Raw genomic sequence first — 20,768 nt, 5'->3', positions numbered from 1 at the left:
GGCTATCCCTCGGATCGCGAGTGGGCGGGGGCGAACTTCAGATCGAGAATCGACGCGCCGAACACCGGCGGCACGGCCACGGGCGGCTTCTCCACCGCGGCTGGCTTCATTGCCGCGGCCGCGGCTTCGACCCCGGTGGTCCGGTCGATCCAGTGCCGCTTGCGGCGGAACACGGGCGCGGGCAACGGGTCCCGGCCCGGCGCGCCGGTGTGCTCGGTGACGATCAGGTGGGCGTTGGTGCCGCCCAGCCCGAACGCGCTCACCCCGGCCGCGCGAACGCCATCGGTTTCCCACGGCCGCAACGTCGTGTTCGGGGTGAACGGCGACGCGGCGAAATCGAAGCGCGGGTTGGGAGACTCGCAGAACAGCGTCGGCGGTAGCTGCCGGTGCTTGAGCGCGAGCACCACCTTGAGCAGACCCGCCATGCCCGCCGCGGACAGCAGGTGCCCGACATTGGACTTGACACTGCCGATCGCGCAGAAGCCGCTGTCCGCCGTGGTCTCCCGATACACGTCGGTGAGCGCGCGCACCTCGATCGGGTCGCCGATCATGGTTCCGGTGCCGTGCGCCTCGACCAAACCGATATCCCTGGCGGACAAACCGCTCCGCGTCAACGCGCTGCGCACGACGTTGGCCTGGGCCGCCGGGTTCGGCGTGGTCAAACCCATGGTGTGGCCGTCGTTGTTGACCGCGACCGCGCGGATCACCGCGTGAATCCGGTCGCCGTCGGCGATGGCGCGCTCCAGGGTCTTGAGCAGCACCACGCCGCAACCCTCGCCGGGGACGAACCCGTTGGCGCGCTCATCGAAGGTGAAGCAGCGGCCGTCCGGGGACAGCGCCCCGGCCGCGCTGAACTCCAGATACGGCTGCTCGTCCAGGAGCACGTCCACCCCGCCCGCGACGGCGACTTCGGATTCGCCGTCGAGCAGGCTGCGACACGCGAGTTGGATGCCGACCAGCGACGACGAGCACGCGCTGTCCACCACCATGTTCGGGCCGCGGAAGTCGAACTGGTGCGCGACGCGGGCGGCGACGAAGTTCTGGTCCGTGCCCATGCCCGCCGCGCCGCCGCGGGCTCCGGTGCGCTCCCGGTAGTTCGACATGCGGGCGCCGACGAACACGCCCACATCCCGGCCCCACAGCTCCTTTTCCGGGTAGCCCGCGTCCGCCATGGCCGCGGCGGTGGATTCCAGGAACAGGCGGATCGCCGGGTCGAGACAGGTCGCCTCTTCCTCGGTCATGCCGAAGTAGTCGGCGTCGAAGTCCTCGATGCCCTCGACAAACCCGCCCCACTTGCTGATCGAGGCGTGCGGGTACAGCGCGGACTTGTCCCAGCGGGACGCGGGAACCTCGGTCACCGAGCAGCGTTTGGCCGTGAGGTTCGCCCAGAAGGCATTGGTGTCCGGGGCTTCGGGGAACCGGCAGGCCATGCCGATGACCGCGATCTCGCGGCCGGTGGGGATGGCAGGCCCCGGCTGGGGGGTGACCGGCGCCTGCCTGGTCGGGGCCGCGTCCGCGCCGAGGGCCGAGGACAGGGCGTTGAGGGTGGGGTGGCTCAGCAGGGTGCCGGGCTCCAGCTTGCGGCCGAGGTGCGCCTCGATCCGCTGCATGAGTTCGGCCAGCATGACCGACTCGACGCCCAGTTCCTCGAACAGCGCCGACGGGTCGAGTTCGGCCACCGGAATGCCCAGCAGCTCAGAGAACAGCCCGTAGAGCCAACTCGGCGGCTCGGCGGCCCGCTCCACCACCGGCTCGGCCTGGGTGGCGCGCGCGGCATGGGCGGGCAGCGCGGTGAGGTCGACGCCCGCGTCGAGCGGACGGGCTGGCACCAACCGGGTGTGCGGTGACGCGAGCGCCAAGTCCAGCAGCGCCAGGCCTTCCGCGTCGGTGAGGGAGTCGACGCCCACGAGCGCGCAGCCGTCCGGCTGCGCCGCGCCCATGCCCGCCGCGCGCCAGGTCGGCCAGTTCACCGAGCGGAAATACGGTCGGCCAGTGCGAACCTGGTAGTCCGCGAACAGGTCCAGGTAGGCGTTGGCGGCCGAGTAGTCGAGCACGCCGGACGCCAGGCCGGGAGCCACCGCGGACAGCGACGAGAACAGCACGAAGAAGTCGGGCCGGTCTCCCGCGCACAGGTCGGCCAGGGTGTGCAGGCCGTCGACCTTGGGGGCCAGGACGGCGGCGAGGTCGTCGTCCTCCTTGTGCACGAACGACGGCCTGCCCGCCGGGCCTCGACCGGCGCAGTGCACGACACCGCCAATCGGGCCGAGCGCGCGGACTCGGTCGAGGAACCGCGAAAGCGCGGCCCGATCACTGAGCGGTCCAGTGTGGACGATCACTTCGACGCCCGCCTGCTCCAGGTCCGCGATGTCGGGGGCGACGTCCCGCAACCCGGTCAGCGCGATCTTGCGTGCCCCGCGCGCGACCAGATGCCGGACCACCAGCGCCCCGATTCCCCGCGTGCCGCCGGTGACCAGGTACGTCCGCGCCGGGTCAATGGTCCCGGGCGCATGCGCCGACGTCACCGGCGCGAGACGCGGCACCAGCCGAACCCCGCCCCGCACCGCGACGTCGCCCTTGCTCTCCGCGGAGAACTCGGCGGCGATCGTCCCGGCGGACGGCTCGTCCACGTCCAGCACGGCCGCTGCGACCCGTGGGTACTCCGCGCCGAGCATCCGCACGAACCCGGCCACCACACCGCCTGCCAGGCTCGGCGCGGGCCCTGCTGGCCCGAGAAGCCCTCGGGTCACCTGGAGAATCCGCAGGTCCCGCCCCCGGGCGCGGCTCACCAGGGACCGCAGCGCCGCCAAGCGCGGCGCCCACGGGCGGTCCGCCCCGTCCAGGTCGGTCAGGTCGAGGACGCCGTCGGTCTCCGGAATCGGCTGCCCTTCCGGGACAAGCCGGGCGCCGAGCAGGTCGGCGACGTGGCGGGCCAACGCAGCGGTCGCGGCGGTGTGCAGGACGACGGCCTGCCCGGTGAACGTGCGATCGCCGAAGTCCGCGACCGTCCACACCGGAACGTGCAGCGGCACGGCCACGTCAACGGCCACGTCAACGGGCTCGGGCAGCCAGTAGCGCTTGCGGTCGAACGGGTACGAGGGCAGGCCGGTGATCCGCGCCGGGCTCGCGTGCAAGGTGGCCCAGTCGACGCGCCCGCCGCCAACCCAGTGCTCGGCGAGCCCGCGCAGCTCGTGCTCGTCCGGCGGCGTCGTCGCAGCGGCGGCGAGCGCGCCGGGCGGCGCGGTCGCGCCGGGAGTGCGGCCGGTCACCACGGTCGACGGCTGCCCGGCCAGGTGTCGGTCGAGTTCGGCGAGCAGGTGCCCGTGGTCGCGGGCCACCACCGCCAGCCGCTCCCGCAGCGGTTCCCGGCCGATTTGGAGCGTGTGCGCGATGTCCGCCAGCGCGGGCAGGCCGGACGCGGTTCGCTCGCCCGCGTAGGTGGCGATCAGGTACGCGCCGAGGTCCTGCGGCGAGGTGGAACCGTTGCCGGGCAACGCCGCCGGGACTTCACCGTTGGCGATCCGCCGCAACTGCCCCAGCAGCGCGTCATAGTCGACCGGTGCGGCCGGGGCGTCCGAGCCGCGCAGGAAGTCGGCCAGCCGCTCCGCCACCCCCCGCAGCGCCTCGGCGTCCCTGGCCGAAAGCACGATCAGCTGCGGACCAGCCACGGTGGACGTTTCCGGCGCGGCGATGAACTCTTCGACCACCACATGGGCGTTCGCGCCGCCCGCGCCGAACGAGCTCACCCCCGCCCGCCGGGGCATCGGCGTGCCGTCCGCGCCGCGGGCCGCGGGCCAAGCCTGCGCCCGGGTCTGCACGCGGAACGGCGAGGAAGCCCAGTCGATGTTGGGGTTCAGCTCGTCGGCGTGCAGGGACGGCACCAACGTGCGGTGCCGCAGTTGCAGAATGACCTTGGTGAGCGCGGCGATCCCCGCCGCGGCCTCCGGGTGGCCGATGTTGGACTTCACCGACCCGATCGCGCACGCCCCGGGCGCCAACGCCGTCCCGGCGAACGCGCGGGTCAGCCCGTTGACCTCCACCGGGTCGCCGAGCTCGGTGCCGGTGCCGTGCGCCTCCAGGTAGCCGATGGTCGCCGGGTCGACCCCGGCGCGGCGCAGCGCGTCGAGCACCAGCGCGCCCTGGGCGACCGGGTTGGGAACCATGTAGCCGTTGGTCTTGCCGCCGTGGTTGATCGCGGTGCCCTTGATCACCGCGTGCACCCGGTCGCCGTCCGCGACGGCCTGGGCCAGCGGTTTGAGCAGCACCGCGCCGACGCCCTCGGCGGGCACGAACCCGTCGCCGCCCTTGCCGAACGCGCGGCACCGGTGGTCGGTAGAACTCATCTTGAGCCGGTCCTGCTGGATGAACTTGTTGGGGTGCAACGACAGGTTCACGCCGCCCGCCAGCACGACCGCGCATTCGCCGCGCCGCAGGCTTTCCACGGCCAAGTGCAGCGCGGTCAGCGACGAGGAGCACATCGTGTCCACGGCGAGGCTGGGGCCGGTGAGGTCGAGGAAGTACGACACCCGGTTGGCGATGCCCGCGACCGCGGAGCCCGCGTCGGTCGGCGTCCCGGCCTGGGTGCGCTCGACGCCGAAGAACGGGTACTCGTTGTACATCACGCCCGCGAAGACGCCGACCTTCGAGTCGTGCCGCTCGGCGAGCCGCGCGCGGGTGTAGCCCGCGTCTTCGAGGGTTTCCCAGGCTATCTGGAGGAACAGCCGCTCCTGCGGGTCCATCAGCTCGGCGTCGCGCGGGGTGATGGAGAACAGCAGCGGGTCGAAGGTGTCCACATCGGACAGGAAGCCGCCCCACATCAAGTGGGTCGGCCAGCCGGGTCGGGCGCGGTCGGCGGGCAGCGGGGTCACGCAGTCGCGGCCGTCGACCAGGTTGCGCCAGAACGTGTCCAGGTCGTCGGCCTGCGGGTAGCGGCCCGCGATGCCGATCACCGCGATGTCGCCGGGGCCGTCCTGCCACGGCCAGTCGCCCTCCGAGCCGCCCTTGTGGTCGTCGTCGTCCTCCTCCGGGCCGTCCTCGACCAGGTGTTCCAGCGCGCCCGCGACGCCGGCGAGGTCGGCGTGCTCGAAGAACAGGGTGCGCGGCACGTCCGGGAACTCGGCCTGGAGCAACGCGTTCACCTTGGCGATGAGCTGCGAGTTCAGGCCGTAGTGCTCCAGCGGCACCCGGGCGTGCAGCCGGGCGACGGGAATGCCGGACGCCTCGGAGTAGGCGCGCTTGACGAACGCCACGGTGTCTTCGCTGGCCTCACGGGGAAGCGGCGCCACGGCGGGCGCCTCGGCCACGACCGGTTCGGCGACCACCGGCTCCGGCTCGGGCGGCGAACCCGCGGCCAACCAGTGCCGCTCGACCGCGAACGGGTACGTGGGCAGGGAAACCCGCGACGACGGCGGCAGCCAGTAGCGGTGCCACTCCACGTGGTAGCCCTCGATCCAGCTCGCCACCGCGTCGTACTTGTCGGCGGGCTCGACCCGGGCCGCGGCCAGCGCGGCGTCGACCTCGGCGGTGAACATGCCCTCCACCGGGCGGCCCGCGAGATAGCCGCGCAGGCAGGCCAATAGCTCGGGAATGTCCGCCGCGGTCAGCGCGAGCCGGTGCGGCAGGTGCGCGCGGCCGGTTTGCAGGGTGTACGCGATCTCGGCGACCGCGGGGGCGAGGCCGGAGGCGTGCCGGTCGGCCAAGTGCTCGTACAGGTTGCGGGCGGACGCTTTCAGCGCGGGCGCGGTCGCCGCGGACAGCAGCACCGGGTACTTCCGGCCCGCGGGCCCCGGCCGCGGCACGCGCGGTTCCGGGCCGCGCACGAGGACGTGCCCGTAGGTGCCGGTGGCGCCGACGGCGTTGACCATCGCGCGGACCCGGCCGTCCTCGGCGGACGCGCGCAGCGGCTGCGGCGCGTCGACCAGGGTGACCGGCAGGTCGTGCCAGGCGATGAGCGCGCTGCGCTCGTCGGCGGCCAGGGTCGGCGCGATCTGCCCGTGTTCCAGTTGCAGCAGCACCTTGATGAGCTGCGACACCCCGGACGCCGCCTCCAGGTGCCCGATGTTCGGCTTCACCGTGCCGACCGGCACCGGCCGCGGCGCGTCGGCGAACACCGTGCCCAGCGCTTCCAGCTCAGCCGCGTCGGCGACGCTCGCGCCTGCCGCCGCGCACTCCACATAGTCCACTTCGGACGGATCGCGGCCCGCCTCGGTCAGCGCCCGCGCCATCGATTCGGCCAGGGCGTCGGCGTTCGGCGCGCCGAACCGGCTGGACCGGCCAGAGTGCCCGACCCAGGTGCCCTCGATGATCCCGTGCACCACGTCGTGCTCGGCGACCGCGGCCGCGGCGGGCCGCAGCACGATCACCCCGCAGCCCTCGCCGGGCGCCCACCCGGACGCCGTGTTGTCGAAGGCGGACTGGCCGCCGGAGGTGGTGACCAGCCCCAGGTCATCGAGCAGCCGCAGGTGGTACGGGTGCGCCAGCAGGTTCGCCGCGCCGACCACGGCCGCGTCGCATTCGCCGCGCCGCAGGCTTTCCACGGCCAGGTGCAGGGCGGCCAGCGACGACGAGCACGAGGTGTCGACCGCGATGCTCGGGCCGCGGAAGTCGAAGAAGTACGAGATGCGGTTCGCGATATCCGACGCGGTCGCCGACACCGTCGCCGCCGCCCCCCGCTGCCACGCATCCGCGCCGACCTGTCGGTAGTCCTGCCACATCGAGCCGATGAACACCCCGACCCGGCCGGACTGGCGGCTCAGCGAGTCCGCGGTGTGCCCGGCGTTCTCCAGCGCTTCCCAGACGGTTTGCAGCAGCAGCCTTGTCTGGGGGTCAAGGGTTTTCGCCTCGTCCGGGGAGGTGTGGAACAGCAGCGCGTCGAAGGTGTCGATCGCGTCGAGGAATCCCCCGGTGAGGTCCGTCTCGCCACCGGGGCTCAGCGCGGCGCGGCGACCGGCGGGCACCGGGCCGGTGGAACGCTTGCCGGAACGCAGGTTCTGCCAAAACTCGGCCAGGCTGGCCGCGCCCGGGAACCGGCCCGCCATGCCGATGACGGCCACCTCCCCGCTGTCGCGCCGGTCGCCGCGCCCGCCGGTGTCGTCCGGCTCGCCGCCCGGGTCGCCCGAGTGCGCCTCGAACGGCGGCCGGACCCCGTTGCCGCTCGGCTCGTGCTCGGCCGGTCCGCCGAGGAACCCGTGCAGGAACACGTGTCCGTCGTCCAGCGCGAAGTCCTCGGTCAGCGACACCGCGCCGATCGGGCACAACCCGACCCCGGCCGCCGCCTGCCCCATGAGCAGAAGCTGCCCGAGGTACCCGGCCTCCAGGGTCAGGTACCGCAGGCTTTCCTCCTGGTACAGCGGCTCGATCCCGTGCGTCTGGCCGATCAGGTAGACGCCGAACCCGGACGCGTCGAAGACGGGCCGGTTGTAGAAGAAATGGTGCGACCGGTCGAGTTTCGGGGTCGCGGTGATGAGCCGCAGTTCGTGTCCGGCGGGGTCGTAGTAGTAGACGCCTTCCCCGACGCCTTCGACGGCGTTCGGCCGCACATGCAAATAAACCTGCACCGAGTAGGTGTCGCCCGCCGACGGGTAGAGCAGGCGAGTGCGGCCGTCGACCGAGGTTTCCCTGAGCAGGCCCAGGAACCGGCTGAACGCCGCGTGCGACAGCGGTCCAGCCCCGAAGTCGCGGCGGCTCGCCCGCCACGCGAAGTGCTCGCGCGGCACCGCGACGTCATCGAGCCGGACCACGCGCTCGCCGGGCGCCGCCCGCCGCCGGTTGCGTTTGGCGCTCTTGAACGCCTTCTGCTGCTCCGGCGAGAACAGGTCGACCGGTTCGGGCTCCGGTTCGGCCGCGACCACCTCCACTGGGCCGAGTTGGCGGGCGATCGAGGCGACCGTCGGCTCGTTCAGCAGGGCCGAGACCGGAACCCGGGTGCCATAGCGGTCGTGCAGGGCGTTGGAGACCTGGACCATGGTGAACGAGGTCGCGCCCTGGTCCCACAGGTCGGTCGCCGGGTCCACTGTGGGCAGTCCGAGCCGTTCAGCGAAGATCGCGGCGATCTCGGTGACCAACTGCTGGTGCGACGGCTCGACCGGCTGCTTCGGCGGTGTGGGCCGGTCGGTCACCGGCCACGGCAGCGCGTCCCGGTCCAGTTTCCCGTTCGCTGTCGCGGGAAAGGTGTCCACGAAACCGACGAAGTTGGGCACCATGTACTCGGGCAGCGTCTGCCCGGCGTACACCCGCAGCTCCCGCACCGACGGCGGCGTGTCCCCAGCCGGGATCACGTACGCCACCAGCTTGCGGTCCCCGGAGCCGTCGTCGCGGGCCAGGACGACGACCTCGGTCACCGACTCGTGCTGGCGCAGCCGGTGCTCGATCTCGCCCAGCTCCACCCGGAACCCGCGGATCTTGACCTGGTTGTCCGCCCGGCCAAGGAAACACAGGTTCCCGTCCGGGAAGTAGCTCGCTCGGTCCCCGGTCATGTACAGCTTCTCGCCCGGGTGGAACGGGTCGTCGATGAACCGCTCGGCGGTCAGGTCCGGCCGGTTCACGTATCCCAGCGACAGGACCACGCCGCCGATGTAGAGGTCGCCCTCGACGCCGACCGGCACCGGCTCCAGGTTCTCGTCCAGCACGTGGTAGCGGGCGTTGTCGATCGGCTTGCCGTAGGGGATGCTGCGCCAGGCCGGGTCGATGTCCCCGATGCGGAACCAGTTCGACCACACCGTGGCCTCGGTCGCGCCGCCCAGGCTGATCATCTCGGCGTTCGGGAACACCGGGCGCAGCTCGCCGGGCAGCGACAGCGGCGTGTAGTCACCGGAGAGGAACACCAACCGCAGGTCGCGGGTGCCCGGGTGCCCCTGCTTGGCCGCCAGCAGCGGCGCGAGCTGGTTGAGCGTGGTCGGCGCGGAGTTCCAGAACGTGATCGGCTCGGTGAGCAGCAGCTCCAGCAACAGCTCCGGGTCGCGCTGCTGCGCCGCGTCGGCGATATAGAGGCTGGCGCCGCAGCCCAACATGCCGAAGATGTCGAACACCGACAGGTCAAAGCCAAGCGAGGTCACGCACAAACCCACATCGGTCGGTCCAAAATGGAATGTGCGGTAGCACCAGTTCAGCAGGTTGTGCACGGGCCGGTGGGTGACCGCGACGCCCTTGGGCTTCCCGGTGCTGCCCGAGGTGAAGATGATGTACGCGCGGTTGTCCACACTCGCCGTGGGGACCGGGTTGGTGTCGGCCGATCCCGCGTCCTCCTCGGTGTCCGCGTCGACCTCGATCACCTCGATCGACGCGGCCACCGGCCAGCGCGCGGTGTCGGTCGTCGTCAGCACGATCGAGCAGCGCGCCTCGGCCAGCATCACCGCGGCGCGTTCGGCGGGCAGGCCGGGTTCGACGGGCAGGTAGAGCCCGTCCGCCTTGAGGATGCCCAGGACGGCGGCGATCATCTCCGGGCCGCGGCGCATTCCGATACCCACCACGGTTTCCGGCCCGACTCCGCGCCGCTTGAGCCGCCAGGCGATCGCGTTCGCCTGCCGGTTCAGCTCGCCGTAGGTCATCGCGCCGCCCGACCACCGCAGCGCGACCGCGTCCGGGGTCCGCGCGGCGTGCCGCTCGAACGCCAGGTGAATCGGCCCGTCACAGGGGAAGTCGCGGGCCGTGTCGTTCCACTCCACCAGGATCTTGTGCCGCTCGTCGCCGCTGCCCCCGGTCCAGGCCGCGTCGTCGTCCTCCAGCGCCCGCACCAGCCGGGTGAACTCGGCGAACATCGCCGCGACCGCGCCGTCGGGGAAGTCCGCTTCCACCACGTCCCAACAGAAGCGGAACCCGTCGGCGTCCAGTTCGCCGATGCAGTCCAGCGACACGTCGGGGGTGTAGGTCATCCACTCGCCCGCCCGAGCGCCCGAGGGCAGCGGCTCGTGCCGGAACAGGCTCGTGTACACGACCGGGAACGCGTACGTGCCGGTGCGCCGCTCCCGGTTGACGATCTTGCGCAGCTCCGTCAGCCCGCTGACCGCGTCCGCGCGGGCGTCGGCGTCCAACTCGGCCTGATACGCCTGCGCCGCGGCCACCACGGACCGCTCGGCGGGCCCACGGCGGACCCAGCTCAGGCTGGTCTGCTCCGCGGGCCGGAACCGCTGCCGCGCCTCCGGGAACCGCACCACCGACACGGTGAACTCGTCGCTGAATCGGACCGACAGCGCCTTGCCCAGCACCGCGAGCAACACCGCGTCCGCGGTGACGCCGTGCCGCTCGCACCGCCGCGCGAATCCCGCCCAGTCCCGGATCTCACCGGTGAGCCGGGTGCGCCGCCGCCCGGCCGACGCCCGCGGCTGGGTGGTGATCTCGGGCCCCGGCGGCAAGTCGGCCAACCGCTCGCGCCAATGCCGTTGCCAGTCCAGGAAATCCGACGCGAGCCGCGCGTGCTCGCGGGCCGCCCGCTGCTCCGCGTAGGGCGCCTGCGGCCGCGGCTCGGCCGTGGGGTCGAGGTAAACCCGCAGCAGCTCGCGGGCGATGAGGTGGATGCTCACCGCGTCGGCCAGCAGCAGGTCGACCGCGACGTGCACCGTGGCCCCCGCCCGCGACCGCGTGGCCCGCACCTCGAAGTGGTGCCACCGGGCCAGCGGGAACGCCGCCCCCACCATCGCGTCCCGGGCGGCGGCGTCCACCGCGCCGTGCTCGTCCACATCGGACACTTCGGTCACCGGAACCCGCCACCGCGAAGCCGTGTCCCGCCGCACCCGGATGCGCCCGTCGCCGGACACCGCGCTGCGCAACACATCGTAGGCGCCGATCACCCGCAGCGCGGCGGCTTCCAACCGGGCGATGTCGAGGTCGCCGTCGAGGTGGAAACTGGTGTGCACCTGGCACCCGTCCCACGCCGTGGCCTCGCCCGCACGGGCGACGAAGTACGCCTGCTGCAACTCGTTGAGCTGCCGAACCTCGAACCGCGGCGTGGTCGCCAACTCCCGCAGGTTGTTCACCAGGGCCGCGAACGCCGCGTCGGCCACCCCGGGGCCCACCATCGCGTCGGCGACGTCCCACTGGAGGTGCAGTTCCCCGTCTTGCTGCCACATCTGGTGGTCCAGCGCCACTCCCGAGGTCTGGCTGACCGCGTAGTCGACCTGGGCGGCGAACCCGTCGTCCGTCCCATCCGGGATGGCGTCGAGCATGCTGGTGAACACCACCGGCAACGACACCTGCCGCCGCACGGCCCGCCGCGCCCGCAACTCGCGCTGCACCGCCACCCCGCAGACCGACGAGTGCTGCACCGCCTGCCACAGCTGCTTGTGCGTCCGCGCCGCCGCCTCGTCCAACCGCACCCCGGCCGTGTCGTCGGCGAGGAACAGCGCGCTGGCCGTGAACGGCCCCACCAGGTTCCCCACCTCACCCGGCAGCCGGACGCGGTTGTTGGTCGTCACCACCAGGGAAAACGGCGCCTGTCCCCCGTGCCGCGCCAACACTTCCGCGAACAGCGTCAGCACCAGCGACGTGGGCGAGACGTCCCAGGCTCCCGCCAGTTCCCGAATGGCCGCCCACTCCCGAGCGCTGAGCGAGTCCCGAATCGGCCGCCGCGTCATATCGTCGCGCCCCGGGGTGTCGCCGAGCGCGGGCCCGTCCGGCAGGTCACGCAGCAGTTCGACCCAGTAGTCCAGATCGGCCGCGTACGCCGCGGTGTCCTCCTGCGCTGTCAACGCCCCCAGGCAGTCGCGCACGCTGACCGAGGACGTGGGCAGCACGTGTCCCGGGTCCCGATACAGCGCAGCCCACTGCGTGAGCAGCAACGCCAGCCCGCGCCCATCGGTGATCACCGCGTCCAGACTGAGGTGAACCCGCCCGCCCCCGTCCCCCCGGAGCGTCACTTCGACGTCGAACAGCGGCGACACGCCAACCGGGTAAGTCTTGTGCGACAGCCGTTTCCGCACCTCGGCGACATGCCGCTCCTGCTCGGCCGCCGCGGCGGAAGCCAGATCGTGGACCACCAGCGTCCACTCAGGACTTTCCGCCGCGACCCGCTGCCGCCCGTCCGCGGTGAGCACCGCCCGCAGCATGTCGTGGTGGGCCACCAACCGCGCCCAGCCATCCCGCAGCCGGTCGACGTCCAGGTCGTCGACCTCGAACTCCCGGTAGAGGTGGCACCCCACCGCGTCCGAGGTCAGCTCGGCCTGCTTTCCCAACACATAAGCCTGCTGAATGGGCGTCAACCCGAACGGCTCGCCCGCGCTGGCGCCATCACCCCGGACGACAACCCCGGTAGCCCGCGATACCCCGCCGACAGCCCCAGACCCGAGATGATCCGCCACCCGCGCCACCAGCTCGGCGAAGTCCGCGCTCCGCCCCACCCAGTCGATAGGGATGTCAACGGAGAACTCGGTCTGCAACGCCAACCACAACCGCGCCGCCGCCATCGAGTCCAACCCATAGGCCCGCAACGAGGCCCCGAGGTCAGGCGCGACACCGGCCGGAAGCAGCTCGGCCAGCACCCGCACCACAGCCGCCCGAACCCGCTCCCGAACCCCACCGTCCCGAGCCACAGCCCGACTGCCCCTAGTGCCGTCGCCTGGCGCCATTGCACACTCCCCAAGAGAAGGTCCGTCGCCCACGCGGCACACCCGGAAATGCTTTGGCCACACAAGCTTTTCCCAAGTCACCTGCCGCACCTCGACGCTACTGACGCCCTCCCGCCCTGCCTGCTCAGCTTTGAGCAGGCCCCGGCAGTGACTGGGACACCCGCGTGCACGGTCAGGCTGAGCGCTCTCGTCGGCGCTCACGAACAGCAGGTGCGTGCGATCCTCCGGGCCTGAAACGACAGCTCTATCGGCGAGTCGACAGGCCAGGCCCATGCGCACGAGCATCTTGTCCCGCCCGCGCGGCCCCGGCCAGAGCGCCGACGAAGGACCAGCTTGTGGGCTGGTCGCGCCGGTCGCTGAAGTAGATCGCGCGGACCATCGTCAGCCCAGCCGGTTCCCCTGGGAGAGCGGATTGTCGGCCGCGTCACAAGGTTGGTGACTTTCCGATCACTGCCCCTAGGCTGGGCGCCATCGGCGAGATGTCCGGTTCAGGGAAGTGGTGGAGATGCGTCGAGCCATAGCGGCGGCGACCGTGGCGATCGCGGCGATGACGGGGAGCGGCGCGGTGGCGTCGGCGGCGTCCCCGGGGTTCTGGGTCAATGACATCTGGACCCTCAACCCGGTGCTCAAGGTCGGCGAACCCCTGGAGGTCGCCACCCAGGACTCCGCGTCCGCGCTGTGCGGGTTGTTTCCCGAGGCGAAGGACGCGTGGCCGAAGGTCAGGAGCAGCGCGGTGGACACAACGGCCCGCCCCCTGGTCAAGGGGGAAGGCGGCAGCCTGATGTTCCTGCCGTGGCCGCCCGCCGTGCGACACCCGGGCGAGCACCGCATCTACATTGTGTGCTCGAAGGACGGGGTGGAGCGGGTTCAGGAAGGCCCGCTCGTCACCGTACACCCGTCGTAGTTCCCGCTCCGCCGTTCAGCCTGGCGACAACGGGGAGAACGCCACGTCCACCATGCTGCCCTCGACAAAGATTCGATTCCAAGTCCCGCCGCCTTTCTGCGGCGAGATGATCTCGTTGAGGTAGATGCCTCGGGTGGCGTCGTCCATTCGCTGGTGCATGTCGATCAGGTCGTAGTAGGCCGACAGCGACTCCATGTGGATCAGCCAGTGCACGTAATCCGCCCCGCCGAACGCTTCCTCGTACAGGAACGACGAGGCCACGGCGGGCAGGTGCGTGTTGATGTCCTCGGTGATCTGTCGGGCGAACATCCGGGCCTCGGCCCGAAACGCGTACTTCGTCACCGCCGACCGGTGGATGATCACGCCAGCGTTGGCCGAGTGCACCAACTGGTCCGCGGGCACAGCGGTCTGCCCGGCCGCGGGGGGCACCACCAGGTCCGGTTTGGCCGTGTCGACACCGGCACCGTCCGGCAGAGCCTCGTCCGTGCCGTACATGCCCCAGTGCTGCGGGATCAGCAGCGTCTCGGAAACCGAGCCGTCGACGTACATCGGGTCGGTTCCCGCGTCATCGAAGGCCGACTCGACCGCCGCGTAGTCGCCCAGCGACCGCAGGTGCAGCAGCCAGTGCAGTCGGTCCCGCCGCCCGAACGCCTCTTCGTAGACCAGGACCGTCGCCGCGCCCTGGCACTTCACGTTGATCTGCTCGGCCAGCTCCAGCGCCGCCCGTCGCCCCGCTTTCCGGTGCTGGTTGCGCAACTGGGCTGTCCGCTCCACCACCACGCCGCAGTTCGCGGAGTGCAGAAGGGCCTCCACCGCAAGGGAAGTCTGCCTCGCCGCTGTCATCACACGCTCCTGTTCTGGCAGAAACCGGCGAGCACCTCAGCCGCCCCCCGCATCAACCGTTCCGCGATCAGATCCACATGCCGTGCCCGCCAGTCCTGCAGGTCGGTGCCTTCCACGACCCGGTTGAACGCGCCGATCGCGGGCCCGCACTGAATCTGGTAGTTGACCCGCTGGTCCGGCACGCCTTCCATGGCCCAGCGCACCGACCGCGCGAAGTACCACTGGAACGCCAGCGCCATCCGCTGTTTGCCGCTCCGCTCGGCCTTGGCGATCTCCTTCTGCCGTCCCCGGCCTAGGTGGTACGCCTTGGTCTCGGCCCACACGTCGGCGAACGACCGCTTGAAGTACGTTTCCTCGATACTGGCCCGGGTGCGCTCGTCGATCTCGTCCCACGAGTCGTATCGCCGGTAAAGCTGGTAAAGCTTGTTCCCTCGGGCGGCGAACAGCGTGCCCTTCCGCACCACCTGGACCTGGGCGCCGATCTCGAACATGTCCCCGGCTGGCGCGTACGCGGTGTCTTGGACGTCCAACGTGGACAGAATGTCCTTCACGACGTCCGACGTCCCGCTCTCGGGTGAGCACTGGTTGATCGACCCCGTCATCACGAAGTCCGCCCCCAGCACCAGCACCGCCGCCACCGACTCCGGTGAGCCGATCCCGCCCGCGGCCCCGATCCGGATGCGCCGGGGATAGCGGTGCTCGGCCATCATCCGGTCCCGCAGCCGGAGCATCGACGGCAGGAGGGTGAGGGCGGCACCGCCATCGGTGTGCCCACCGGAGTCGGCCTCGACGCAGACGTCCTCGCTGACCGGCAGCGTCCGGGCGACCGTGGCTTCCTCGTCGGTCAGCTTTCCCTGCTGCCGCAGCCGTTCCACGATCGCGGCGGGCGCGGGCGCCATGAACGCCGCGGCCACCTCGGGCCGGGACACCTTCGCCAGCACCCGGTGCGGCGCGTGGCACGTGCCCGCGGCGTCGATTCGGGAGCCGTGGTACCGGAAGCGCACGATCGCGGGCGTGATCTGGGTGAACCCCGCCGCCTCGGTGAACCGGACCCCGTGCCGCAGATACAGCTCGACCACGGATTCCTCGAACCCGGGATCGTCCAGCGAGTGCAGCAGGTTCATCCCGTACCGGCCGTCTGGACCGAGGGCGGCCTTGATCGTGGTGATGGCGTCCTCGACCGCGGCGAGGCTCAGCCCGCCAGCGCCGAAGAACCCCATCAGCCCGGCCTTGCCCATCCGGATCACCAGGTCGGTCGAGGCGATCCCGCGGAACATGGCCCCGGCGAGGTAGGCGTAGCGGATGCCGTAGTCCCGCCGGAACTCCGCCGACCCCAGGTCCTCGGCCCGCAGCCCGCTCGTGCGCGGCGCGACCGGTTCCAACACGACCGGCTCGACCGGCTCGATCGCTTCGGCCGCGGCGGGCACCGGGTCGGTGACCGCCGACTTCCACAGGCCTGCCAACACCCGTCCTGGCCCCAGTTCCTCGACCTCTTCGACCCCGTGGTCGATCAGGTACCGCATGGATTCCGCCCACCGCACCGGTTTGCGGATCTGCTCCGCCAGCAGGGCGCCGACCTCGCCGGGCCGGTAGGGCCGGGCCGTGACGTTGGCGATCACCGGCACGCTCGGGTCGGCGAAGGCGACCTTCCCCAGCACTTCTGCGAACTCGGCGGCGGCTTCGGCCATGTAGCGGGAGTGGAACGCGGCGCTGACCTTCAGCGGCACGCACCGCGCCGCCTTGTCGCGCTCGATGAGGATCGTGGCGGCCCGGATGCCCTCTGGCGGCCCGGACAGCACAACTTGCGTGCGGCTGTTGAGGTTGGCGATGTCGACGCCGGTGTCCGCCCCGCCACCGAGCAGTTCGGCCACCCGGTCGGCGTCGATCCCGACCACCGCGGCCATGCCGCCGCCGTTGGCCCTGGCCATCAGCTCGCCGCGCCTGCGCACCAGGTCGACGCCGGTGGCGAAGTCGAAGCAACCCGCGGCGAACAGCGCGTCGTACTCGCCGAGACTGTGGCCCGCCAGGTACTTCGGCGCGGGCAGGTCGCGGGCGCGGGCGAGGTAGGTCAGCGCGTTGACCACGAACAGGGCGGGCTGGGCGTACTGGGTCCGCCGCAGCCGGTTGTCCGGGTCTTCCAGGCACAACTGGGCGATCGAGTACCCGAGGATCGCATCGGCCTGCCTGGTCAGCTCGGGGTAGCGGTCGAAGAGTCCGGCGCCCATGCCTTTGCGCTGCGAACCCTGACCGGGGAAAACCAACGCGACCATGGTGCTACGCCTCCCAGGGGAACTTCTGGTGGGTCGTGAACTCGGCGATGCGCCGGGCGACGGACTCGTCCGCCATCAGGCGCGCGAACTCGCGCAGCGCCCGGTCCTCGGTGGCGTCCGATGTGGACCATTGGGCGCGGCAGTAGCGCTTGAGGTCGGCCACCGTCGAGGTGTCGAGCCGCCGCAGCCTGCCCAGCAGCGCCCGCACGGCGGTGTCCGGCCGCTCGGTCAGCTGGTCGACCAAGTGGAACCGCTCGGCGGCCTCGGCGGTCACAGACTGGGTCGACAGGGTCATGGTGTACGCCTTCTGAAACCCGACGCGCCGGATCAGGAACGGCAGCACGCAGCAGGGCAGCAGTCCCCACAGCGCTTCCGGCAGGCTGAACTGGCTGCGCGGGGTGGCGAAGACGAAGTCGCTCGCCGCGACCAGGCCGACACCGCCGCCCGACGTCCAGCCATCCACAGTGGACACGATGACCCGGGAGCTGAGCGTGAACCGGCGGAGCAGGCCGAGAAAAGCCTCTCCGCCAGCGTCCGCCAGTCCGCCGCCTTCGCCGAGGTGCCCGGTCGCGGCGTCGAAGTCGAGCCCGGAGCAGAACACGCCGTCCACGCCCTGGAGCCGCACGACACGGCACTCCGGGTCGGCTTCGGCGTGGTCGATGACGGCGGCCAGCTCGGCGAGCAGCGCGCCGCTGATGCCCGCGCGGCCCAGGGTGACCTGGTGGACGCCGGACTTCCGCTCGACGGTCAGGGCGGCGGTCACGTCAGAACCCGGTGGTGCGCCCGGACTTGAGCGGAGTCAGCACCAGGTCGTGAATGGTGCCGTCGACGAACGTCTTCTCCCACGAGCCGCCACCCTTGGCCAGGGCCACCCGTCGCTCGCGGAGAATCCGCCGGTATTCCTCGTCTTCGCGGCCCAGCGCGACGAGCTTGCGGTAGTCGTCCAGGGTCTTGAGGTGCAGGGTCCAGTGGATACGGTCCTGGCGCCCGAAAGTCTCCTCGAACAGGAACACCGACGCCGAGCCGCGCAGGGTGGTGTTGATGTGCGCGGCCCACTCGTAGGCGAACTGCCGGGCTTCCTCGCGGAACTCGTACTTGCAGTGCGCCGTGCGCATGATGGTCACGCCCGCGTTTCCGCTGTGCAGCAGCTCGGCCGCCGGGACGCTGGTCTGGTGGGACGCCGGGTCGGCGAAGTAGGACGGGTCCTCGTCGTCCTCGTCGTGGTCGCCGACGCCGTGCTGCGGCACGATGACGCGCTCGCTGAAGGTGCCCTCGATGAACATCCGCTCCCAGTTGCCGCCGCCATCCTCGGCGAGGCGGTCGCGTTCGGTGATGTCCTTGAACGTCTTGTCGTGGTCGACCAGCTCCAGGATGACCCGGTAGTCGTTGGGGTTCTTGAAGTGCTGCACCCAGTGCACCCGGTCCTGCTGCCCGAACAGCTCCTCGAACACGACGATGGTCGCCTTGCCCGCGAGCGGCTTGTTGAGGAACGAGGCCAGTTCCAGGGCGAACTCGCGGCCTTCGCGCCGGTGCTCGTAGCGCAGCTGGCCGGAGCGGTGGATGACGAACCCGGAGTTCGACGTGTTGAACGACTCCGGCGTGGGAGCGGCCTGCTCCACGGTCGCGGGCCTCTCGATGATGTCGGTCATTGCCACAGTCCCCTTCTGCCGCGTGTGCTGTGCGCCACCTTCTCCCCGTGCCGCGCCGCGGTCTGCTCAGTACTGCGCAGAGGCCGGGCCGGTCGCTGCCTACCGTCGGTATGGAGCTGCTGTCTGGGAAAGGGGTCCAACAGACATGGCGGAGACGAGGCGCGTTCTCGTGTACCCGTTCGGCGAAATCACCGGTCTGGCGGTGGATCCGGTTTTCGCGCAGCTGAGAGAGTCGGAGCCGCTGGCCAGAGTGCGGTTACCGTACGAGGGCGAGGGCTGGCTGGTCACCCGCTACGCGGACGTGAAGCTGGTCAACTCCGATCCCCGCTTCACCCGGGCCCATGTCGGCACCGGGATTCCGCGCACCACACCGCTTCCACGGCGCGGTGACTCCATCCTCGGCATGGACCCGCCCGAGCACACCCGACTGCGCAAGCTGGTGTCGAAGGCGTTCACCGCGCGCCGCATCGGCAGGCTGCGCCCCAGGATCGAGCGGATAGTCGAGGTCCTGCTCGACCGGGTCGAGCGCGACGGCCCGCCCGCGGACCTGATGGACGGGCTGAGCCTGCCGCTGACCATCACCGTGATCTGCGAACTGCTCGGCGTCCCGTACCACGACCAGGGCAAGTTCCGGCACTGGACGGACGCCGTCATGGCGACCACCGCTTACGACCCGGACGAGGCGCAGCGGTGCGAGTCCGCACTGCGCGGTTACTTGGCACGCCTGGTCACCGACCACCGCGAGAACACCTACGACGACCTCTTGGGCCATCTGGTGGCCGCCCGCGACGAGGGCGAGAAGCTTTCCGAGCAGGAACTGGTGTCCTTCGGCGTGACCCTGCTGATTTCCGGCCACGAGACCACGGCGAACCAGATCGGGAACTTCGTGTACGTCCTGCTCACGAACCCGCACATCATCACGGCCCTGCGCGCCGACCGCACCCTGCTGCCCTCGGCGATCGAGGAACTGCTGCGGTTCGTGCCCATGGGCAACGGCATCGGCAACGCGCGCATAGCCAAGGAAGACGTGGAACTCAGCGGCGGCGTCGTCCGCGCGGGCGAGGCGGTCTTTGCCGCAGGCGTGAACGCGAACCGCGACCACCGCGTCTTCACCGACCCGGACCGCATCGACATCCACCGAGCGGACAACCCACACCTGGCTTTCGGCCACGGCCCGCACTACTGCCTGGGCGCCCAACTCGCGCGGATGGAACTAGCCGTCGCCCTCAACGCACTTCTCGACCGCTTCCCCCGGCTGGCGCTGGCGGTTCCCGCGTCCGAGGTCCCGTGGAAGCAAGGCAGGCTGCTGCGCGGCCCAGAGTCCCTACCCGTGCAGTGGTGACCGCGCACTTGAAAGGCACCCGGAGGCCCCCATGAGACCCGCACAACTACCCGACCTCACCGGCCGCACAGCCCTGGTCCTACACGCCCACCCCGACGACGAGGCCATCTTCACCGGCATCACCATGCGCCGCTTCGCCGACGCGGGTGCCCGGGTAGTCCTAGTCTGCGCCACAGACGGCGACCTAGGCGAAGCCCTAATCCCCTTGCAACACCACGAAACCCTAGCCGCCCGCCGCCTCCTAGAACTAGAACGCGCCGCCGACATCCTAGGCGTGTCCCGCCTGGTCCTCTTAGGACACCGAGACTCCGGCCTCCCCGGCTGGCCCCAAAACCGCCACCCCCAAGCGTTGCTCAAAGCCCCCATCGGCGCCACCGCCCGCCGCGTAGCAGACCTGGCGGCAGAGGAAAACGCCGAAATGATCCTCCACTACGACTGGCGCGGCATCTACCGCCACCCCGACCACATCGCCGTCCACAAAATCGGCCGCCAAGCCGCCCGCCTAGCCCGCATCACCAGCTACGAGTCCACAGTAGACAGAACCCACCTGACAAGACTAGGCGAAAACGCCCACCTGATCCACGCGGCCGCAAGGTCAACCTCCTCCCCCTTCGGCCTATTCCCCTCCGAAATCACCCTCTCGATCCGAGCCACCTACGCCGAACTAGCCGCGAAACTAGCCGCCATCGTCACCCACGCCAGCCAAATCACCGGAGACGCCGTAGCCCACGCCACCTTCCCCGACGCCTACCGCCACGAGTGGTACCAACGCTTCGGCGAGCCAACATTCTTCGAGCAACTGGTCCCCACCTACGCCCTGGCATAACCCTCGACGCGCCCGGCCGGTGACCTCGCCTGCCCCGGCCAAGTGCTTGATGGGTCTAGGAGCACATTCTCGCCCTTCTTCCAGGCCGCACGAACCCGGCCAGGTGCTCGGTGGGGTAGACCAAGCAGCGAACCCACCCCCCGGCCAGCCGCACCCGGCCCTGCCAGGTGCTCGATGGGTAAAGCAGCGAACCCCGCCCCCGACCAAGCCGAACCCAACCCTGCCAGGTGCTCGATGGTGCGGAACGAGCCGCAGCGAACCCGCCAGCCCTGCCAGGCCGCACCTACGCTCGCCCAGTGCTCGATGGGGTGGAGTGGTTTCTTTGGGGGTGAAGGAAGATCCCTAAACTTGCCGTGGTCGTGGGGCCGAAGGCTCCCCAC

General features: G+C 70.9%; 8 protein-coding genes. 3 read left to right on the top strand and 5 right to left on the bottom strand.

Going from position 1 to position 20,768, the window contains the following annotated elements:
* Positions 1-2: 2 nt before the first annotated feature.
* Positions 3-12,518, bottom strand: a complete 12,516-nt coding sequence (locus tag ACZ6SD_RS26645) for an amino acid adenylation domain-containing protein (RefSeq protein WP_465319734.1) — start codon at positions 12,516-12,518, stop codon at positions 3-5.
* A gap of 541 nt (positions 12,519-13,059) precedes the next feature.
* Here ACZ6SD_RS26645 and ACZ6SD_RS26640 point away from each other — a divergent pair.
* Entirely contained in the window at positions 13,060-13,458 is a 399-nt protein-coding gene (locus ACZ6SD_RS26640; RefSeq protein WP_465319733.1) for a hypothetical protein, read from the top strand.
* Positions 13,459-13,473: 15 nt separating this feature from the next.
* Here the strand turns inward: ACZ6SD_RS26640 and ACZ6SD_RS26635 are convergent, their stop codons facing one another.
* The 4 genes from ACZ6SD_RS26635 to ACZ6SD_RS26620 are packed head-to-tail and all read right to left on the bottom strand — an operon-like array spanning position 13,474 to position 18,220.
* A complete protein-coding gene (locus ACZ6SD_RS26635) occupies positions 13,474-14,301 on the bottom strand; it encodes a DUF6039 family protein (RefSeq protein WP_465319732.1) in 828 nt (275 codons plus the stop codon).
* Positions 14,301-16,571 (bottom strand): ACP S-malonyltransferase, encoded by a 2,271-nt coding sequence (fabD, locus tag ACZ6SD_RS26630; RefSeq protein WP_465319731.1) that lies wholly within the window; start codon positions 16,569-16,571, stop codon positions 14,301-14,303. Before fabD ends, ACZ6SD_RS26635 begins: the two co-directional genes overlap by 1 nt.
* Before the next feature lie 4 nt (positions 16,572-16,575).
* The gene (locus ACZ6SD_RS26625) at positions 16,576-17,334 is read right to left on the bottom strand and encodes an enoyl-CoA hydratase-related protein (RefSeq protein ID WP_465319730.1); all 759 of its coding nucleotides are present in this window, start codon (positions 17,332-17,334) and stop codon (positions 16,576-16,578) included.
* Position 17,335: 1 nt separating this feature from the next.
* A complete protein-coding gene (locus ACZ6SD_RS26620; protein ID WP_465319729.1) occupies positions 17,336-18,220 on the bottom strand; it encodes a DUF6039 family protein in 885 nt (294 codons plus the stop codon).
* Between the two features lie 145 nt (positions 18,221-18,365).
* On the opposite strand from ACZ6SD_RS26620, the gene ACZ6SD_RS26615 reads away from it, so the two are divergent.
* Complete coding sequence (locus ACZ6SD_RS26615; protein ID WP_465319728.1) at positions 18,366-19,562, top strand: cytochrome P450; 1,197 nt, start codon at positions 18,366-18,368, stop codon at positions 19,560-19,562.
* A gap of 31 nt (positions 19,563-19,593) precedes the next feature.
* Positions 19,594-20,388 (top strand): PIG-L deacetylase family protein, encoded by a 795-nt coding sequence (locus tag ACZ6SD_RS26610; RefSeq protein ID WP_465319727.1) that lies wholly within the window; start codon positions 19,594-19,596, stop codon positions 20,386-20,388.
* The last annotated feature ends 380 nt before the right edge of the window (positions 20,389-20,768 follow it).

It is taken from the genome of Actinokineospora sp. NPDC051303 (assembly GCF_055586285.1).
Note: the sequence above shows the minus strand (reverse complement) of the source record. Positions and strands in the feature narration are given on the sequence as shown.

Bases quoted from the DNA above. Each gene is read 5' to 3' on its own strand.
- ACZ6SD_RS26640 (WP_465319733.1), top strand. From the start codon at position 13,060: ATGCGTCGAGCCATAGCGGCGGCGACCGTGGCGATCGCGGCGATGACG.
- ACZ6SD_RS26635 (WP_465319732.1), bottom strand. From the start codon at position 14,301: ATGACAGCGGCGAGGCAGACTTCCCTTGCGGTGGAGGCCCTTCTGCAC.
- fabD (WP_465319731.1), bottom strand. From the start codon at position 16,571: ATGGTCGCGTTGGTTTTCCCCGGTCAGGGTTCGCAGCGCAAAGGCATG.
- ACZ6SD_RS26620 (WP_465319729.1), bottom strand. From the start codon at position 18,220: ATGACCGACATCATCGAGAGGCCCGCGACCGTGGAGCAGGCCGCTCCC.
- ACZ6SD_RS26615 (WP_465319728.1), top strand. From the start codon at position 18,366: ATGGCGGAGACGAGGCGCGTTCTCGTGTACCCGTTCGGCGAAATCACC.
- ACZ6SD_RS26610 (WP_465319727.1), top strand. From the start codon at position 19,594: ATGAGACCCGCACAACTACCCGACCTCACCGGCCGCACAGCCCTGGTC.